10 protein-coding genes are annotated in these 18,948 nt (G+C 60.7%); 6 read left to right on the forward strand and 4 right to left on the reverse strand.

The window, feature by feature from the left end; translation table 11 throughout:
• Window positions 1–3 precede the first annotated feature (3 nt).
• Complete coding sequence (locus J3485_RS26655; RefSeq protein ID WP_206957312.1) at window positions 4–10,902, reverse strand: hemagglutinin repeat-containing protein; 10,899 nt, start codon at window positions 10,900–10,902, stop codon at window positions 4–6.
• Window positions 10,899–12,689 carry a ShlB/FhaC/HecB family hemolysin secretion/activation protein gene (locus tag J3485_RS26660; RefSeq protein ID WP_206957313.1) on the reverse strand — a complete coding sequence of 597 codons (1,791 nt, stop codon included), beginning with the start codon at window positions 12,687–12,689 and terminating at the stop codon, window positions 10,899–10,901. The genes J3485_RS26655 and J3485_RS26660 overlap by 4 nt, the downstream gene beginning before the upstream one ends.
• A gap of 787 nt (window positions 12,690–13,476) precedes the next feature.
• Here J3485_RS26660 and J3485_RS26665 point away from each other — a divergent pair.
• Together J3485_RS26665 and J3485_RS26670 are read left to right on the forward strand one after the other, a co-directional pair.
• Window positions 13,477–13,647, forward strand: a complete 171-nt coding sequence (locus tag J3485_RS26665; protein WP_206957315.1) for an MGMT family protein — start codon at window positions 13,477–13,479, stop codon at window positions 13,645–13,647.
• 152 nt (window positions 13,648–13,799) lie between these two features.
• Entirely contained in the window at window positions 13,800–14,459 is a 660-nt protein-coding gene (locus J3485_RS26670; RefSeq protein WP_206957317.1) for a hypothetical protein, read from the forward strand.
• 42 nt (window positions 14,460–14,501) lie between these two features.
• Here J3485_RS26670 and J3485_RS26675 read toward each other — a convergent pair whose 3' ends face one another.
• Window positions 14,502–14,978 carry an OsmC family protein gene (locus tag J3485_RS26675; RefSeq protein WP_206957319.1) on the reverse strand — a complete coding sequence of 159 codons (477 nt, stop codon included), beginning with the start codon at window positions 14,976–14,978 and terminating at the stop codon, window positions 14,502–14,504.
• A 145-nt stretch (window positions 14,979–15,123) separates the two neighbouring features.
• On the opposite strand from J3485_RS26675, the gene J3485_RS26680 reads away from it, so the two are divergent.
• The 3 genes from J3485_RS26680 to J3485_RS26690 all read left to right on the forward strand — a co-directional run bounded on the left by J3485_RS26680 (window position 15,124) and on the right by J3485_RS26690 (window position 17,208).
• Window positions 15,124–15,765 (forward strand): GntR family transcriptional regulator, encoded by a 642-nt coding sequence (locus tag J3485_RS26680; RefSeq protein WP_206957321.1) that lies wholly within the window; start codon window positions 15,124–15,126, stop codon window positions 15,763–15,765.
• A 61-nt stretch (window positions 15,766–15,826) separates the two neighbouring features.
• Window positions 15,827–16,570 carry an SDR family NAD(P)-dependent oxidoreductase gene (locus J3485_RS26685; protein WP_206957322.1) on the forward strand — a complete coding sequence of 248 codons (744 nt, stop codon included), beginning with the start codon at window positions 15,827–15,829 and terminating at the stop codon, window positions 16,568–16,570.
• 32 nt (window positions 16,571–16,602) lie between these two features.
• Entirely contained in the window at window positions 16,603–17,208 is a 606-nt protein-coding gene (locus J3485_RS26690; protein ID WP_206957325.1) for an alpha/beta fold hydrolase, read from the forward strand.
• Between the two features lie 21 nt (window positions 17,209–17,229).
• On the opposite strand, the gene J3485_RS26695 is transcribed toward J3485_RS26690, so the two are convergent.
• Window positions 17,230–17,862 (reverse strand): aspartate/glutamate racemase family protein, encoded by a 633-nt coding sequence (locus J3485_RS26695; protein WP_206957327.1) that lies wholly within the window; start codon window positions 17,860–17,862, stop codon window positions 17,230–17,232.
• Between the two features lie 20 nt (window positions 17,863–17,882).
• On the opposite strand from J3485_RS26695, the gene J3485_RS26700 reads away from it, so the two are divergent.
• On the forward strand, window positions 17,883–18,923 hold the full coding sequence (locus J3485_RS26700) for a hypothetical protein (protein ID WP_206957329.1): 1,041 nt from the start codon (window positions 17,883–17,885) through the stop codon (window positions 18,921–18,923).
• The last annotated feature ends 25 nt before the right edge of the window (window positions 18,924–18,948 follow it).

Genomic DNA, 18,948 nt, shown 5'->3' on the forward strand with positions numbered 1-18,948 from the left:
GCATCACTTTCCGAGCATGGATCCAATTTGATCAGTGATATAACCCTTCAGGGTTTCCGCCTGCTGGGCACCGCTTTGAATATATCCGGGATCCAACGGCTGCCCCTTGTATGTTTGCCAATCTCCCGGCATCTTTGCCCCCTTTGAGGAATTAAACGTCGTTGGCAACCCTTGCGTGTTTGCTGGATCGTTCAGTAGAGCGCTTTGCTGCGCGGGCGTCAACTGATCGAAGCCAGGTTGCGCCTTGATCCAACTTTGCGGAACGATATGGTCAGCCGCAAGCGTCCCATCTGCAGGTACGGTTTCTCCCGTCAACGGGTCGACATATGTTCCCGTTGCGTTGGCATTAGTGCGCATCGCGTCGTTGGGAGACGTAACATTGCTGCCTCCATTTGCATTGGACCCATTGTTATTCGATGACGCGTTGTCATCGCCGCCGCTACCGCTCGACAGCGTTGCCGTCGGCGGCACATACCCAGGACTACCTGGAACCGCAACGCCAGGGGTCAGAACCGGCCCCTCGGGCGTCATCAGAGTCGTTGCTGGCGTCACTACCGCCGGCGTCGGAGGCGTGCCCGTGCCTCCGTTGTTTGCGTCGGTCAGCGGATCAGCGGGTGCTGGCGTGCCCAGTCCCTGCCTGATCTTCGTGAGCAGTTGGCTCCCAAGGTTCTGCGCACCTCGCATCGCGCCAGGACCCGTCCAGTCCCACGCCGAACTAAGCCTATCACCCCACCCGTCGACAACTGGGTCATATATGAACAGGCCCGTCGAGCTCAATGCGTTTTGCTCGTCGATGTCCCCCGCACCACGCTGCTGCGACGCTAACGCGTCGGCCTCGCCTGGATTGCTGTCCGATAGCTGCGCAGCACACTGCACCAGATAGCACGCCGCATCGGCCAGCCGCTGCTGTTCCTCCGGTGTCTGGCCTTGCTGCAACTGCGCCAGCTTCTGCTTCTCATCCGGATGCAACTGCCGATTGTAAAGATCCGCCCCCAGCGCCCCATTGGCCCCACTCACCGCCCCGGCCCCTCCACCCAACAAAGCACCCGCCGCCGCGCCCGCAGCCCCGGACACGATGTTCGACAAGATCTTGCCGCCCAGCGTATTGTCTAATGCCGAACTTACCTCCCCACTCGCCTCATCGCCCGCGATCGTACCACCCACCGCGCCGAGCACATTACCCCCGCCCATCGCCGCGCCCAGTCCGGCCACGATCGCATGCATTCCCATACGCCCCGCACCATCATTGCCCCACAACTTCACCTGCATTTCCGCCGACTGGAGATCGGCCTCTGCCTGCGCCAGCGCTTCCGGGTCTTTCGCGTCTTGTACCTCGGCTAAGGCAGCTTTTACCTTCGCGGCCGCACTGGTCTCCAAATACGTGCCCACATCCCCCACCACCTGCATCCCCACCTGCACCGTCTGCGTCTGCATCGCCAAATCGTCGCCCACCGCCTGCGCATCGAACGAGTTCACCAACGCCCCCGCGTTCGCATTCGTCGTATCGCGGCTCAACCCAGCCGTGCTGTCTTGCCCCGTGCCCGCATCGCCTCGCACCGTGATCGTGCCCGCGCTCACCGCCGCATACGTCGTCCCCGACTCGCTGCTGCTCGTGCCCCCCGCGCCGAACCCGCTCGGCCCTAAACCAGCGGAGTTCGTCGCCCCCGGCGTATTGCTCTGCGTTTGTACCACTCCTGTCGTGCCCTGCGCACTCGGCGTCTTAAATCCCACACCGCCACTCGCACTCAATCCAACACTCGAGCCCGAATAGTCCGACGTGTTCTCCAAGTTCGTGAAGCTCAGCGTCTGCGTCGACAGGGTGTTCTTGTCCGCCCCGGCCGTGCTCGCAATCACCCCGCCGTTCAGTTGCGTGTGATTGCCCACCTGCACGTCGAACCCGCCCGTGCCCGCATAGATACCGCTTTGCTGACCGACCGATTGGTAGTTGTCCTTGATCGTTTGCTGACTGACGCTGGCCGAACCGCTCGAGCCGCCAACGCAGAATGGCGGTATGCAAAGGCTCAGTTGCACGCCCGCGCTCGTCTGCTTGCTGTCGTACGTATTCGTATCCTGCGGGCTCACGATGTTCAGATTCCGGCCCACATTCGCATCCACCGTGTTGCCCGACACCTCCGCCCCAATCAGATTCGTGTCGCGCCCGCTCGTCATCGACAACGTCTGGCTCGCCGTCACTTGCGTGTTGCGATTGGTCGTGCCGTCGCCGTTCATCTGCCCCTTCGAGCCGTTGGCAGCCAACTCCAGCGAGAAGCCGTTTTGCTGACCGCCAAGCGTGAAGCCCAACCCGATGCTGCCGCCACTGCTGCTGTTGCTGCTCGTCTGCTTGTTCGTGTCCTGCGCGCTTTGCAGGTCGATGTCGCGCGCGGCGCTCAGCTCGACGTTTTGCCCTGTGATTTGCGTACCGCTTGCCGTGATGTCGCCATCCGTGGCGTTGCCGTTCGCATCCTTCGCGCCGCTACCTGTCGCGACGATCGTCACGTTGCCGCCCGCCGTCAGCGTGCTCCCGTCGTTCGTCACCGAGTTGCTGTTCGAGGCGCTGTGGCTCGTGCCGCCACCGATGCTCGCCGTCACCTTCACCAGGCTCGACGCGGTAGCGCTCGTGCTCGCCTGGTAGATCCCATACGCCGACAGTGCCGCCTGCGCTTCGTCAAGCGCGGCCAGCCGCTGATTGTCCGCATGCTGCGCCGCCGACATGCTCTGGTTGATCGTCGCCACCGCATTGCCCAGCGCTCCGCCGATCGTCGTCGTCACGCCGAACTGGCTCGAGCTTTGGCTCATGCTGCTTTGCATTGCATCGGTGCCGGCATCGAGCGACACGTTCTGCCCCATCAGCGTCAGGTCTTTGCCCGCCGACAAGTCCGAACCTTGCACCGTCAGATTCTGCTTCGCATCGAGCGATACGTTGCCGTTCGCGCTCACGATTTGCCCGCGTATCGTGCTCTGCGTCTGCGCCGCCGTGTCCTGCACCATGTTCGTCTTCGATATGCCGACGCTGAAACCCGTGCCCGTGCCGTTGCTGCCCAGATCGCCGATCTGTTCGCTGCTCGATGCTTGATGGTTCTGGCTCGTGTCGATGCCGGCCAGCACATTGATCGCGCCTTGGCTTGCGATCATGTCCACGCCCTGCGTGCCGCTGATGCCCGAGCCGATGACGTCGATGTCGCCTGTCTTGCTCGTCACCACGACGCTATTACCGATGACGGCACTCGCCGTCTGTTGCGTCGTCGCCGAATTGCCGTCCGAATTGCCGCGGCTCGCGTTGTAAGGTGATGGCCCGACGCCTCCGCTATTGGGGCCGCCCGTCACCCAACGGACGAAGTCTCCCGGGCTCGGGCTGGCCAGCGAAAATCCCGAGCTCGAACTGCTCGACTGCATGCTCTGCTGCAATTGATCGGTCGACGTTTGAAGCACGACGTTGCGATTCGCACTCAACGACGCGATGCCACCGGCGGTAAGGGTCGACCCGATCATCGTGATGTCGCCATCGATCGGGTTGCCGTTGGCATCCTTCTGTGCGCCGCCCGTCGCGATCAGCGAGACATTGCCGCCGCCGCGGATCGTGCTGCCGTTATTCGTCAGGCTCGAGAGATCGGTCGTGCTCGAGCTGCTGCTGTGACTGAAGGATACCGACACCGACGGCATATCGAGCGAGCTGGCAAGCAATTCGTCAGATACGCCCTCCAAGCGCTGGAAACCGTTCCCCGACGAACCTGCCTGGCTCAAGTTACGCGCCGTGTCGAGCGGCGTACCGGTAATCCCCACGGAGAACCCGCTTGAATGCGCGTTCTGCTGGTCTTGCGACTGCTCGTTGTCCTGGCCGGGATCGATGGTGATGTTCTGCGCTTGGACCGTGATGTTGCCGGTCGCACCCGTCGTATCGTTGCTCGCCTTGCCTGCAACGACGTTGCTGCCGCCGATATGCACGTCCTTGCCGGCCGAGATCGACACGTTGCCGGCCACGCTGCCCACCGTGCTGCTCGACTGGCTTTGCGTCACCGATGTGGCGTTGTATTGATCCGTCTGCTCGCTCGAGCCATAGCTGATGCCAATGCCACCCGTGCCCGAAAAACCCGAGTGCTTGACGTCGTGATATTCGGAGTCCTGGTAAGTGTCCGTCGCCGCCGTAATGTTGACGTTGCCCGTTGCGGCAAGCGAAACATCATTCGTCCCGACGATGTTACTGCCGGTTACATTGATGTCCTTGCCGCTCACGATCGAAACGCCATCGGCGGATAGGGTGCTGCCGTCCGCGAGCGTCGTGGTCTGATCAACGCGATCAACGGCGCTCGTGCTGCTCATAAAACCCCCGTGGCTGCCCGAGGAGCTAACGTCGGAGACATGGGTTTCCGTCGTCGCGCCGATGTTCACATTGCCCGCCGCCATCAGCGCCGCGTTGCCTTGCGTCAGATCGATCGTGCTGCCCATCACGTTGATGTCTTTGCCCGATACGATATTCAAGCTGTCGCCGCTTTGCAGCGTCGTGCCCGTGACTGCATCGTCGGATGTGTGTAGCGCCGCCGTATAGCTGCCGTGATTGTCGCTGCCGGAGCTGTTGCTATCGACCGTCGACGTCGCCGTCGCTGCCTGCAACGTGACGTTGCCCGCAGCCGCGATCGTACCGCCGCCACCCAGATTGATGTTCGCGCCGGTCGCGGTGAGGTCTCCGCCGACGCCGATCGAGGACGCGCCCCCCACCTTCACGCTGCTGCCCGTATCGCTCACGATGTGCGTATCGGACACGCCGTTCGCACCGGCAACCACCTTCGTTTCACCGGTCTGCTGCACGCCGAGATCCCAATTGCCGCCGATGTTCATCCCAAGCGCGCCGCCCACGTTCAAGCTGCCGGCGTTCTGCTCGAAGTTGCCACCGGTCACGATCGCGGCATCGCCCGTCACATTGATGCTCGCGAGAGGCGCAAGCGTCGTCGTGCTGCGCGTGGCACCCGTGGCGCTGACCTGGTTGAGCGTCTTTGCAGCCGTATCGAGAATCAGATTGCCGCCGGCCTGCAACTGAAGGCTGCCCGCGTTCACCGTCGCCGAGGTCAGATCGACGTCGCCTGTCGTCGCCAGCGTCATCTGGCCGCCGCTCGCCAACGTGCCGTACTGGTTATTGATGCTTTGCCCGGTGATGGTCAAGCTGTTCGCCGCGCTGACCGTGCCGCTATTCGTGAAGGATTTCGTGTTCTCGAGGTCGATGTCGGTCGCGGCAATCGTCGGCCCATTGCTCATGTTCTGCTGGTTCGCCTTGGCCAGATACACCACGGGCACGAGCACCGACTGTCCGTCCACGACCTCGGTCTGCATGATGACGACGTTGCTCGTGAGCTGCGAAACCTGTGCGGGCGATAAGCCCATGCCCGGCGTAAGATCGAGCGCTTTCGCGAGCTGCGCGCCGGAGGTCATCAACGCCTGAAATTCTTGCTGCGTGTTCGAATAATCGGTCAGGACCGACTTCCCCGTCAGCGACATGATCTGATTCTGTACGAGCTGCTGCTCGTAGAAGCCGTCGCCAAGCCGCATCTGAATCTGTTGCGGGTTCATGCCGAGCTGCTCGAAGTAGTAATTGCTCGACAGCCATTGCTGCTGATTCGTGAAAGCGGAATTGGTCGCGATCAGATACGGTGCATTCGGCGCGGTGTCCTTGTGGAACAGGCCACCTTGCGGCACCGTCAGATTGTTGAGCACGTTCTCGGCCGTCGCGCCCGCGATGATCGGATTCGCCGCGCTGCCGACGCCGCTCGACAATCGGCCACCAACGGCCGATTGAGCCGTCGACGCGTTCGACGAGACACCACGGCCCATGATGCCGGTCACGACACGCATCCCCCCTTCGCTCACGCTCTGGCCCGGCAACAATCCGAGAGGCGTCACCGACGCATTGCCCGCCGTGTTGTCGATGCTAACGCCCGTGCCGCTCAGTGTTCCACCGGCCGTAAAGGTCGATTCGTAGGCCGGCAGTGCGTAGGTGCGGATGTCGGCCGGCGCTGCTTGGTAACCGCCGGGATTGGACGTTACAAACCCGGCATTGCCGAACGGCAACTGCCAGTTGTATTCGCTATTGTCATAGTTGTTGTAGTGATATTCGCCCGAGTATGTGACCTGCACTTGCGGCGCCGTCTGGCCCGCCCAGCTATTCTGGTCGAGAACCTGTGGCGCCGCGATGTTGCCTGCGGCGGCCACCTGGCTCCAGTAGTTCTGGAACGTCCCGACCGACGCCGCATACAAATTGCCGCCTGCGATGATCTGCGATTCCGGGCTGATCGACGTCACCGTATTGGCCACCGCCGTGCCCGTGTACGTCGTGTACTCGTACGTGCTGTTCCATTCGCCGCCGTGCGGCGGATCGATATAGACGCCACCGATGCTGTTGGCGTCTTGCACGCCCACCTGACCGGTTTGGCCGGAGAGGCTAATACCCATGCTCGCCAGCAGGTTCGGATCGACAGACGAGGTGAAGCCCGACGTCGTCATGATGCGCCGCGTATTGGTCACCTGACTCGCCACGAGCTGCATATCGCCGCCCGATTCGATCAACGCCGACTGATTGTCGATGAGATTCGCGCTCGTGTAGTTGCCGCTCGCATCCTTACCCCCGGCGAGCACGACGTTGCCGAGGCCGTAAATCGCCGTCGTCGCTTGCGTATCCGTGCCTGTGACGTCGTCGCGATTTTCAATATCGGGAGCCAGGAGTTCGAGCGTGCCCGCGCTATCCGTTGCGCCGATCAACGCCGTCGTGCCGAGATTCGACAATGTCTGAGAGGCGGTCAGCGATACGCTGCCGCCCACGACGGTGCCCGTATTGGTCAATATGGATGACTGCGTGCTCAGCAAGCCCCCCGCGGCGAGTGCACCGCTGTTGTAGATATTCCCCGCGTTGATGCTCAGGTTGTTGACCGCGAGAAAGCTGCCGGCGTTGGAGAACGTGCCGGGCAACGTGAACGTCAAATCATTGCCGGCACTGAAGCTATACCCCGGAGCGGTGCTGAAATCGCCTTGCAGATTCAACGTCAGATTGCCCGCTGCGCTGAACGCTCCGCCGCCGGACAAGGTGCTTGCTCCGATCGTGAGGTTTTGTGCCGCGCTGATCTGCCCGCCGGCGTTCGTCAACGCACCACTCGTTGAAATTCCGATGTCGCCGTTAGCGTTCGCGACGTTGCCGACGAGACCGCCGGTATTGTCCAGGCTCCCCGCGTTGATTTGCAGATCGGCACCACTCAGTTGGCCGCCCTGCTTGTTCGTGAGGCTCGACGTGGTGATCGTAACGCTGCCGTTACCGCTGATGAGCCCCATGCCGCTCACGCTCGCAGCGTTGCTGTTGGTGATCTGGCTTGCGCCGTCGACTGTGGTGGCCCCCGTGCCTGCGTTGTTGATCGCACCACCCGTGTTGTCGATCGATGCAGCGCTGACATCAAGCGTTGCGGCGGTTCCGCCCGCCCCTCCGGCGTTGATCGTGCCGCCCGCGTTGGTCAACGCGGCACCGCTCGTCACCGTCAACGAGCCGCTCGAGCGCAGCAGACCGCTCGTATTGTCGAGCGCGCCAGTCGCTGAAGCCGACACGGCTCCCTGCCCTGAAACGGTGCCGCTCGTATTGTCGAAGCTGCTGGCCGTGATGGCGATCGCACCGTTACTGCCGATGCTACCGCCAACGTTCGTGAGCGCTGCCAACCCGTTGCCCGGGTCGATCGTCAACGTACCCGCGCCTGCATGGGTAATCGTGCCGTCGTTATTGTTCAGTGCCGCCGGGTTTAGCGTGAAGTCCTGGCTGTTCGTCTGAATCACGCCGCCATTCGAATTGTCGATGGCATCGCTCACATTCACGCTGATTGCGCCCGTGCCCAGTTGCGTCAACGTGCCGTGCTGGTTCGTCAGATCGGTTGCTGCGAGCGTCAGCGCATCGGTGATGATCTGCCCGCTGCTGTTATCCAATTGCGGGATCGTCAACCCGACCGTATTCGCACTGATCGATCCCGAAACATTCGTCAGCGCTGCCGCACTTGCGGTCAGCGTCGTCGCACTCATTGTGCCGCCGCTATTGTCGAGCGTGCCCGCGACGGTTGCCGTCAGCGTCCCGCCCGCGCCGATGCTGCCGCTGTTCGTCAACGACGCCGCTTGGACATTGACGTCGCTTCCGCCAGCGATCGTTCCGTTCGCGTTGGTCAGTGCCCCGCTTGCCGTTACGCTCACGTTTGCGTTCGAAACAAGGCTCCCGTTCGTGTTGGTCAACGCGCCCGCAAGCGTCGCAGATAGATCCGATTGCGCCGAAACACTGCCGCCCATGTTGTCCAGATCCGCCACCGAAATAGCGACCTGGCCATTGCTGACGATCTTGCCCGCGGCATTGGTAACGCTTCCTGCCCCATTACCTGCATCGATCGTCAGGGTTCCCGTGCCGGCATCGGTGATCGTCCCGCCGTTGTTGTTCAACGTCGCGGGTGCCAGCATCAAGTCCTGGCTGTTGGTCTGTATGACGCCGCCGTTTGAATTGTCGATGCTGCCGGTTACGCCGATGCTGATCGGGGCAGTGCCAACTTGCGTCAGTGAGCCTTGCTCATTCACGAGATTCGTCGCCGCAAGCGTCAACTGATTGGCGATGATCTGGCCGCTGCTGTTATCCAACTGCGGAATCGTTAGAGCCGCGGTGTCTGCACTGATGGTGCCTTTGACGTTTTCCAGCGAAGCGGCATCGGCTGTCAGCGTTTCGGCGCTTAGCGTTCCACCGCTGTTGTCGAGCGTGTTTCCAACGGTTACATTCAACGCCTGCGAGGCGGTGACTGTGCCGCTGTTGGTGAGCGTTGCGGCATCGATCGTCGCATTACCGTTACCGCCGATGACGCCGCCGGTCGTGCCCTGCGCGGTCGTGCCGGTGGCGTTCGTGATCTGTCCGGTCGCTGAGATCGACAGCCCATCCGCATTCAGCGATACGATGCGTCCGGCCGTGTTCCATACATCGGCGCCGGACAGGTTCGCCGCGCCGCCCGCGAGGATGCTGCCTTGCGTGTTGTCGATATCGCCGGCAACGGTCACGTTCAACGCCTGCCCCGCCGTGATCGAGCCGCTCGCGTTTGAAACACCCGATGCGGCGATCGAAACACCCCCGTTTCCGCCGAGGGTCCCGCCACTGTTATCGATGGCTCCGGTGGTAAGTGTCAGCAGACCCGTTCCGGTATCCGTGATCTGACCACCCGCGTTCGTCAGGCTGCCGGTTTGAAGGTTCGTGTTCGTCGCATTCGTCGCAACGTGACCATTGGTATTGTCGAAGCTGCCCGTTACCGAAACATCGGTAACGCCCGTGCCCGTTTGCGTCAGCGTGCCGGAACGGTTGGATACCGACGCGGCGCTCAAGCCGAGTTGCGACGCGCTCATCTGCCCTTGATCGTTGATGAGCGCACCCGCGGCCGTCAGCGCGAGTCCGCCGCCCGCGCTCAGCGTCGCGCCCGTGTGCACGATGTTGCCGGTATCTGCGCCCGCACCCGTCGCCGATAACGAAACGTTGCCGTTCGCGAACGTCTGCGCGCCGGCCATGTTCAAGCTGCTGCCGGTCGCGACGAGATTGCCGCCCGCGAGATTTTGTCCCGTGATGCTGACGGTGCCCGGCGCAGTGACGGCCAGATTCCCCGTTCCCGTGACGTTGCCGTTTGCATCGATACCCGCGCCGAACGCACCGCTCGACGCAATCGCCGCGCCGCTCACGTTCGTGTTGCCCATTGCGGCGAACGTGCCGCTGTTGCTCACCTGCCCCTGGCTCGCCACCGTCGCATTTTGTGCGGCGTAGGCGTTGCCGCTATTCGACACATCGCCCACCGCTTGAACATTGATGTTACCGGCGGCACTCGTCGCACCCGTCAACGTCACTTTGCCCTGGCTGCTTAGCGTGAGATCACCCGATTGCGCTTCGATCGTTCCTTCGCTATTGACCCCGACACCTGCCTCCGTGCCGACGAGCGTGATCTTGCCTGCGTACATCCCGCCGAGCTGCGCCACGTCGATGGCGACGCCGGGCGAATTGCCGTCGGGCGCAAGCGCTTGCGCGCTCAGATTGCCGTACTGCACATCGTTGGCTCCGGCCACGACGTTGAGCGTCTTGTTGGCCCAGAGATTGCCGTTGATTTCGACGCTGCGCGCGATCAGATCGACTTCGTCGACGTTGCTGGCGTTCAAGCCCGACGTACCGATCTGAATGTACCCACCGGTCACATGAAAGGCATCGAGGCTACCGCTGCCGCCAAACACCGGAGTTCCGGTCGTCAGCACCCCGCGGCTCGTATTGACGAACCCGCAACCGTTGCAGTAAATGCCCGAGGGATTCGCGACGATGACTTGCGCCTGCGGACCCGCCACCTCGATATAGCCGAGCAACTGGCTCGCGTTGCCGCCCACCACCTGGTTCACGATGATGCTTGCGCTGCCCGACGCAAGATACGGATTGCCCGTGACGTACCCCGCCTGCTGCGTGAGCACGTTGCCCTTCGAATTGTTGAGAATGAGCCCTTGCGGGCCGACGTTGAATTGCGAGTAAAGATTGTTCGATACGCCGGCGCCGTTCGGTGTCACGATCTGCACGATCGGCAACCCGTTCGCCGTTGCCCCAACGGTCGGCTTGCTGGCAGCCGGTGCGCTCGGCAAAGCAGTGACCTGCGCGTGCACCAAGAGCGGCTGCATGCCTAACACACAGAGCGCGGCAAACGCGACATGCCGCATCTCGAGCATATCTAAGACGCCGAACATTCCGGCCCTATGCCACGGGCCACGCGCGATGGCCGTTGCGGTGTTCTTGCCCGCGCCGCTCGCCGCGCGGCCCTTACCGAATCCGTTTGCGGTTTCTTGAACGGCCATCCACAGTCCACGGGCCGCATTGAAGACGATGCGATAGAGGCGTCTGTTCATATCTGGAAGCTGATGCTGAAGCCCGCGACGGGCCACCGATTGGGGAAACGGGCTGGCTGATACAGCGGGCCGCCGATAAACACGTCGTAGTAGACGTTTTTGAATGGACTGCCGCGCATGCCGACAACGGCGCCCGCGAGCCTGCGGCCAAGGAGGTTCTGGGCCGAGGGACCGAACACTTCGCCGCCGTCGATGCCGAAGTAGAGCGTTTGGCCGGTCTGCAAGATCGGCACTTCGAGATCGTTGCGAACGTAGAAGCCTTTCTCGGCCTCGAGCATCGTGTTGCCATCGAAGCCGCGCACCGTGTAGCGGCTACCGATCGCGATGTCCTCGGTCGGATAGAGCACGTTCGGCGAGTTCTGCGCATGCACGGTCGTCGTGTAGCGCAATGGCACTCGGCCGATTGCGAACGGCACGCTCAGCGTTCCGTCCAGCGTTTCGATGTGGTAGTAGTACGTCGGCGTGCCCCCGCCGACACCGGGCAAATCGCTTTGCGCACCGTACCAAGGCACGCCCCATCGATAGGCGATCGTGCTGTCGAGTTGCGCCGAACCGAAGTAGTGCTTGTGCTCCCAGCCCACTTCGGCATAGCTGTTGTCGCGATGTTGAACGTCGATCTCGGAGCCGTCGACGAATGCTTCGCCGTAGTACTTGCCCGTGCGGAATTCGAGCGTGTTCTTCTGTACTTGATTGCGATAGAACAGGTACTCGGTTTTGACGTCGAAGGTGTTCGTCACGCCGCTCGATACGAAATCGTCGAACGCTCCCGCGATTTGTTGATGGTAGTGGTACTGGCTCGCCGATGCGGTGAACGTCCAGTTTCCCCACGGAATCGAGTAGGAGCCGCTGTCCCCTCGCGTGCCGTAACGATCGGTATGGCCATTGACATCGTGGTTGTAGCTGAGGTCCAGGACGTCGGACAGGCCGAACAAGTTGCTCACGCCGAAATGAGTCGTTGCCTGCAACTGGCCGGTGGACTTGAGCCCGCTGTCGTCGAAACTCATCGACAACGTCCAAGGTTTCGTGCGCTTGACCGTGATGACGACATCGCTCTCACCCGTCGATGCACCCGGGACGATCTGCATGTCGACGTCCTGGTTCGGCACGCGCTTCATCTGCTCGAGGCCCTGCTCGAGATCGCGCAGATTGAGCAACCGCCCCGCGTGCGTGGGAAACGCGTTACGCCATGTCCCATAGGTCTTCGGATCGGCGAAACGGATCTCGCCGATCACGCCGGGGATCAGTTCAAGCCTGAGGTTGCCGCTTCCGAGGTCTTGCTCGGGGATGACAACACGCGTAGTCGTATAGCCCTTTTCGAGGATCAGCGCCGACAAGCGATGGACGATTAGATTGAGGCCCTCGCGGCCGACGCATTGACCGCGATAGCGCTGCAGGTACGCCGACGCGAAGGCGAGCTTGCCGGGAAAAAGCGGATCGGGCGATAGCGCGCGCATACCCGCTGCCCGCACGCTCTCGCTAAGGCCCGCGGGAAGCTCCAACGTCAGTTGCGTGACGTTGAAGCAGGGCGATTCGTGAGGCACGCGACCGTCGTCGACGGCTTCAGCTTGTTGCTTCGGCTCGAGTTGCACGTTCGGCGCATGCAATTCGCGATCGCGTTCGATCGCCTGCTGCTGCGCGCGACGCCGTTGCTCCTGTTGGTCGAAGTTGTTCGTGACCTGTGCGTTCGTACCCTGCGTGTTCGTGACCTGCGCATGCGAAGCACACGGCCACGCCATCGCCATGAGCGCGCCGCAAAGCGATGCGATCGCCCGCAAACGAACGCGCATCACAACGCGCGGTGTCGTTCCCGTCCAACCCCGAAGCCTGCTGACGGGCGCAGGCGTTTTACCTTGTTTCTTCATTGTTCTTGATACGTTGTTCTTATAGCTGCTCTCTCAACCGCGACGACAATGGATTGCCATCAATCGGTCTCGCGACAAAAAAGCCGCAAAGGTAGTCCCGCCGCATTTCGATACGGCCCGGCAACGGGCGCTCCCCGCATAGGTTCACGATCACTTCGGACGCAAAACGGCCGTGTGCCTATGCTTCGGTGGAAGCGGCACTACCTTCCAATCAGCCTATCGAGGCCGCTTGGAGAAACGAGCGCAATGAATGTCCGAACGAACTATCCGATTGACCGCCGCAAGCACAGCGTCTGCGCGGGGCACACGGATAAACCGGCTGTCCCAAGCTCGGGACAGCCGCTAGCCAAGCCGGCCAGCACGCGGTTCGCTCGAAATGTGATGGAATGACAACGTCGTTGTTGTGATATTGCCGATGTTGGCCGCAGGGTCGACGTGTTTGGGCATCGACCGTCCAACAACGATTACAAATGCTTGCTGCATGTTCAGCCCCGGAACTCTCAAAATTTTTTAGTCAGCGTAAGCGCATCGCCCCGACACTCGGCAACCGTCAGCGAATCTTATTTTCTTTCGTATTGCTAACAGCATCCATTAGGTCAGGCCATACGGCTGCGCATTATCGCCGATCCAAGAAATTTTTGGAAATTTTTTGTAACATGCGTGCCGGTAAGCGAATTGTAGCGTTGCATGGATTTAAGACCATTGGGCGGCATTGCTGCGCGCAGAGAGGGCGATTTCTTATTGTTTTGCTGGGTACGCTTCCGCAGTTGGGCGCAATCTCATTGCCGCGGTCGTTCCGTGCCATCGTGCGGTAGCGACTTCCGACAGCCTGACAGGGTATGCCGGCGGCGCTGATCTTGTCGCCCGCGCTACGAATGCATAACTCCGTCCGCTCAATTTTTACAAATAGCTTAGCAAACTTGCCAAGTTGTTAGTTTCGAGCGATCATCCCTCGTCGCCGCGCAGGAAGCTATCCTGGCCGACAGCTTGACGATCTGCTGAACGGAATTCCTTATTGTTAAAGGATCGGGACTTATGCCAATGGATGCGGTGATAAATCAGCAACAAGCGGCGGACCTCTATGTCAAATCAAGACGCCCTGGCTATACGCGGATCAACGGCGCCTATCACTATTCCTGGCATCTAAATAATCGTATCGTCGTTGGCGTGGGGGGCGGCCCCGGCCATCATCGGAATTTCACATGCGATATAAGTAATGCCGTTGCGATCACGCTTGATGAAGGCCCCGGCTTCCTCGACGTCGGCGGTGCAGGGGGAATCAATGCAGCGACATTACTCCAAAGCGTATCCACCGTGCTCAAGGCACGCTTCAGGACGTTGATCCGGACGGCTGCCTTCAACAACATGGGTAGAACACCCCAGCGGGTAACGCTTCAAAATACCAAGATCGTCAACCGGTTTAATCGATCAACCATCATCATCAATTTGGGAGCCAATTCAGTCGAGATTGAACCCGGGCGATCCCATACTTTTGCCGATGGCTTTTTGACTGGGTTTGCCGTGGTGCGCCATCTTGCCGCCGGCGATACCTATTACCGCAACCTCGATGTCCGCGAAAATGTCGTGCTGACCAATGGTGAGCCATTGAGAATCATGCAAGCCACCCCGTCCACTCCGGACAAGCCGGTCACGCTAACCGGGACGGTGTCGGGCGCTATTAATGTCGAGGTTTGAAGCGTCGGGCCGGCCGCCGAACCGACGATCCTCGAACAACCGTCAGGTCTGCGCAAACTCAATGGTAGGTTCGCAACGAACAGGGAAGTTCACCGAGTTGGCGACGTAGCACTTCTCGTGCGCTGTGTGGTGGAGCTTCGCCGCCAGATCCCGGTCATCACCCTTTCGAATGACAACGCGAGGACGCAAGATGACTTCAGTGAATCGGCCTTGTTCGGGGCTGTCGAGCATCGTCCCTTGCGCCTCGTCGAGATACGCCAGAACATGAACACCCGCATCCGCACACAGATGCAGATACCAGAGCTGATGGCACGCGGACACCGAAGCAAGAAACAGATCTTCGGGATTCCAGCGAGCCGCATCCCCGCGGAACGCCGCGTCGGCCGAGCCCGCAATCTCCGGCTTCGAGCCTGATCGGATGATGTGGTCGCGACCATATTCGCGGTATCCGGACGTGCCCGTTCCTTCATTGCCCGTCCACAGTACAGCAACGTTGTATCTATGTTCTCCGTGTGCCATCGCGCGATCCTTCAGTTTGAAGAGATTGAATCTGGACGGTGCCGGTAACGCCAGGCTCGAGTCCAGTGAGCGGAACTACAGAAGGCATTTTGGCACAGGCCATCGAAATGGTATACCATTATTCCAAAATGAGGGGCCGACTTGCATGAACACGACATTGGACTCAACCTCTGACACGGTGGTTACATCCCTACGAGAGATGATCGTAGGCGGGCAATTCGAGCCTGGAGAACGGTTGGTCGAGCGAGATCTGGCTAACGCGTTTGGCGTCAGTCGAATTCCATTGCGTGAGGCCATCCAGCAACTGGAACGCGAAGGTCTCGTGGAAATTTTCAGGAACCGGGGCGCTGTGGTTCGGATATTGACTCTGTCGGACATCGACGAGATCTATGATCTACGGACGCTCCTCGAAGGAGACGCGATCCATCGCAGCGCAAAGCGAATGGACGAAGAGACGCTGGCGCGCGCGGAACTCGCCCATCGCCTCCTTGAAGGTGCGAAGACGAAGGCGAGACAGGGCGAACTCAATCGTGAATTCCATGAGCTCCTGTATTCGCAATGCGGTAACGATCGTCAGTTGAAGGCGATCAAGGAACTGCGTGCGCAAGTTGAACGCTACGAGCGCTTGCAGGACACGCTGCTCGACGACACGCCGTCGTTTCAGATAGAGCACGAAGCGATTCTGCGTGCCTGCAGGGAGCGCAATGCGCGAGAAGCTCGCTCGCTCACCATCAGTCATCTAAATTCAGCCAGGACAATCGTCGCGCGGCTTGTTGCGGTCAACTAACCGACTTGTTTCATACTGCCTGCGCGCGCCCCCGAAACTTACTCGGCATGTCAGCGTCACCATGAAAACTCTGTTGCCTGTCGCTCTTGTCACCGGCTCGACTTCCGGTATTGGCGCCGCGATCGCGCGGCGCCTGTCGAAGGACGGATTCTCAATCGTCCTACATTCGCGGAGCTCGGCAGACGCGGGCCATGCGCTGGCCCGAGAACTCGGATCGGCAGCCTACGTGCGAGCCGATTTGGCCAATGACGCGGACAGAGTGAAGCTCATCCGCGAAGCGATTGCCGTATGGGGCCGACTCGACGTTCTGGTCAATAACGCCGGAATCAGTCGCGTTATCTCCCATGCCGATCTGGCGGCGGCCACGCCCGACGTGTGGCAAGAATTGTATGAAGTCAATGTCGTCGCCCCATTTCGCCTGGTAACCGAAGCGCAATCCGCCCTGCGTGAAGCCGCCACTCGAGGAAGGCCGGGTTGCGTCGTCAACGTGAGTTCCCATGCCGGCGTTCGGCCCAAGGGCGCGTCCATTCCTTACGCCGCGACCAAGGCGGCGTTGAACCACGTGACCCGCTTGCTCGCCCTTTCGCTTGCCCCGGACATCCGCGTGAATGCCGTTGCGCCTGGCTTGGTCGATACGCCTCTCACGGCGGGCTGGACGCAAGCTCAACAACTTTGGAAAGAGCGTTCGCCCATGCGGCGGGCTGCTAGCCCAGACGATATTGCTCAGGCAGTGGCATGGCTGGTCGCCTCTGATTATCTGACGGGAGAAATCCTCCTCTCGGACGGTGGATTGAATCTCACGTAGACGAAGACGCAACCCAATCGAGGAGCCGCCCCTTGCATCAGCCATCACAGTTGCTTTTCCTCCCAGGCGCCTCCGGAAGCACGGCGTTTTGGGAGCCTTTGGCGAATCGCATCTCTATCGACGTCAAACGTCTCATCGTTGGCTATCCGGGGTTCGGCCAAGAACCCGTCGATCCGGCCATCAGTTGCTTCGAGGACCTGGTCGATCGAGTCGTCCGCTATATCGATCAACCCACCGCCATCATCGCGCAGTCGATGGGCGGCGTAATCGCGATGCACGCCACGCTGAAACGCCCCGATCTCGTGACCCATCTCGTGCTGACAGTCACATCGGGCGGCATCGACATGAATGAATTCGGTGCGGCGGATTGGCGGGCGGATCTCGTCGCCGCCAATCCACATTTCCCTGATTGGTTCGTGACGCTCAAGTCGGATCTCGCTAACGAATTGCGTGGAATCACTCAGCCCGTGTTGCTGCTATGGGGAGATGCGGACCCCTACAGTCCCGTTGCCGTTGGCCGCCGGCTCTCGGAACTCATTCCGCGCGCGCAACTGCATATCGTGTCCGGGGGCGAGCACGATCTAGCCAACGTTTATGCAGCGGACATTGCAGACCTAGTCAATGCGCACTTGGCGTAAGCGTGAATTAAAACGGCCGCCTCACCGCTCCATTACGGCACGCAGCGCCGCATCGGCGCTGTGCAGCGGCCGACGTTTTCCGCGTACGAGATTGGCGGCGGGCGCCATCCACGGATGAGCGAGCGCAACGACAGTCGCTCCCGCGTCATAGGCTTTATCCGCGGCAGCCGCGATGGCAGCGTAACAACTGTCGAGGCAACCGCCTTGGTAAAGCGCCCATACCGATGTGACGTGAACGATCTTGATCGTCGCGCCTCTATCGCTCACATGTTCTTCAAAAAGCTGTCTATTAGGGTTGAGGCTGGACTCGACCGCGCACAACACCGCGATTCTCCTTCCGGCCTTCGTTGCCGCGGCAGCCAACGCTCTATCTGCTCTCACAATCGGAACGGCGGCATGCTCGAGTTCGTCGACCGCCGGCCCCAGCGTCGCACAGGTCAAGATGACAGCGTCCGCCTCCGCCGCTTGTCCCACGGTCATGTCTTCAGGAATCCATTCCCGCAGCACCTCGCCCGGGTGTGCCGGATTGTGCATCATCGTCATAACAACCACCTCAATACCAGGCAGGAGCGGCCATTCGACATGGTCGCTCTGATCGTTGACAATTGCTGGGTCAAACGTCTCGCGACTGCCGGAGTCGGGGATGATACGCACGAAAAGAAGGAGACCAGCCCATGCCGACGACCGTCTGCCCAAAATGCAACCGCTATTCGACCGTCCCGAACGTACAGAATGCCGAGCCGTATCGGTGCCCCTATTGCACGACACCGGAAGCATCCCTTCTTTACAAATGCTTTTCATGCATGAAGGTGTCCATCTTCGTCGCAGCGCGGCTGCCTCGTGCCTGCCCGTACTGCATGACGATCGTGCGCACGCTCCCACGCGACGTGATCCCGACCCCCGTCATAGTCACCCCATTCGTCGAAACGGATTGGCTCTATCACGTCACGAGCATGACCATCGCCCGCTCGATCAAACGGATCGGACTTCAATCAGCGCTCAGCCGCACTGGGGTCGCGAGACCCGATCCAAACGGCTCGTTTGCGCTCGATCGCGTGAACCGAGTCGCGAAATCGATCAAGGGTCGACTCAAGGAATATCTCGGCGTCTGTTTGGGTAACGTGGATAGCAATGTTTGGCGCGATGCCGTCGTGCCCTATACGGCGTTCCCGTTCGTGTGCACGGGCAGCAACGATGATTACGTGCCCCTGAAGAGGCTCGAGGACGTTGCACTTACGGCTTTCGGCAACGCAGTCATGGGCGCCAAATTTCAGTTGAAGCCGAAAAACAAGTTTGTCATCGCCAAAAAGGAGACCACGCGCGTCCTTTGCGACCTGCTCGCCACCAACGCAGATCACTACCTGACGAAGCTGGCGACTCAGTACGCGAATTTCGACTTCGATATCGAAGGGGCGATCACTGCCTGTCACGTGTACTTTCTGAACACGAGGCTCGATCCGCTCATATTTCAAGGCGGCTTCACCGACTACACCAAGCTTCGCAGCCCATCCTCGATCGTTGTTCTGCGCGTGCGCCGCGCCGACGTACACGGCGCGGAGGACGATTTGGCGGATTTTCGCGCGGTGCGGACCAGAGTGGATGTGCCTCCCGCCAGGCTAGAGATTCTCACTGGAACCGCGATCTACACCGACTTCAAGCGGTTCGACTTCCGCAGCCGAGCCGAGAACTGGACGCCCCTGTTGCAATGGCGCTGATAAACGGACCTAAGCCGCGTATCAC

It is taken from the genome of Trinickia acidisoli (genome assembly GCF_017315725.1).
In the GTDB taxonomy this organism is placed as follows: Bacteria; Pseudomonadota; Gammaproteobacteria; order Burkholderiales; family Burkholderiaceae; genus Trinickia; species Trinickia acidisoli.

Excerpts from the sequence above, each read along its gene's own strand:
- J3485_RS26670 (WP_206957317.1), top strand. The coding sequence starts at position 13,800 with ATGCCAATGGATGCGGTGATAAATCAGCAACAAGCGGCGGACCTCTAT.
- J3485_RS26675 (WP_206957319.1), bottom strand. The coding sequence starts at position 14,978 with ATGGCACACGGAGAACATAGATACAACGTTGCTGTACTGTGGACGGGC.
- J3485_RS26655 (WP_206957312.1), bottom strand. The coding sequence starts at position 10,902 with ATGAACAGACGCCTCTATCGCATCGTCTTCAATGCGGCCCGTGGACTG.
- J3485_RS26680 (WP_206957321.1), top strand. The coding sequence starts at position 15,124 with ATGAACACGACATTGGACTCAACCTCTGACACGGTGGTTACATCCCTA.
- J3485_RS26700 (WP_206957329.1), top strand. The coding sequence starts at position 17,883 with ATGCCGACGACCGTCTGCCCAAAATGCAACCGCTATTCGACCGTCCCG.
- J3485_RS26660 (WP_206957313.1), bottom strand. The coding sequence starts at position 12,689 with ATGCGCGTTCGTTTGCGGGCGATCGCATCGCTTTGCGGCGCGCTCATG.
- J3485_RS26685 (WP_206957322.1), top strand. The coding sequence starts at position 15,827 with ATGAAAACTCTGTTGCCTGTCGCTCTTGTCACCGGCTCGACTTCCGGT.